Raw genomic sequence first — 660 nt, 5'->3', positions numbered from 1 at the left:
GCTTCTTTTAAAACGCGTGATTACTTCCATTGCTAAAAAGCGTGGTATGCAAGCCACATTTATGGCGAAGCCGTACCTCGAAGAGGCAGGTAATGGCTTGCATATGCACTTAAGTTTGATGGACGAGTCGGGAACAAATGTGTTCGCGAGTGAACCCCCAACGGATAATCCTTTACTACAATACGCAGTTGCGGGCTTATTAGATATGGCAGATTCATGCCAAGCCTTGTGGAGCCCTAATGTGAATAGCTTTAAGCGTTTAGCTTCTCGCTCCTTTGCGCCTACAAGTAAAACGTGGGGTTACGACAATCGTTCCGTTGCTATGCGTATTCCTTCTGGAAGCCTGTCTTCGACTCGAATCGAGCATCGTATGGCTGGTGCGGATGCAAACCCTTATCTTGCAACGAGTGCGTTGTTAGCGGGTGTGTTTCATGGAATTACCGAAAAGATGACTGCTCCTGAGCCTGTCACAGGTGATGCCTATAAGCAGGACCATCCTTGCGTTGCTGATAACCAAAGAGACTCTTTGAGATTGATGGAATCAGACCCACGCATTAGCGATTGGTTTGGTGCTGAGTTTATTCGCGTGTTTAGCGCAGTGAAATGGGATGATGTAAACATTTTTGAGCAGCAAATTAGTGCCTTAGAGCACGAATTATT

General features: G+C 46.2%; 1 pseudogene. It reads left to right on the top strand.

The annotated features are described in order from the left end of the window. Positions 1–46: 46 nt before the first annotated feature. Positions 47–660, top strand: a pseudogene (locus A3762_RS20505) (glutamine synthetase); the annotation flags it as partial.

It is taken from the genome of Oleiphilus sp. HI0125 (assembly GCF_001635355.1).
The sequence above is the reverse complement of the archived record's forward strand: the minus strand, read 5'-3'. Positions and strand labels throughout refer to the sequence as shown.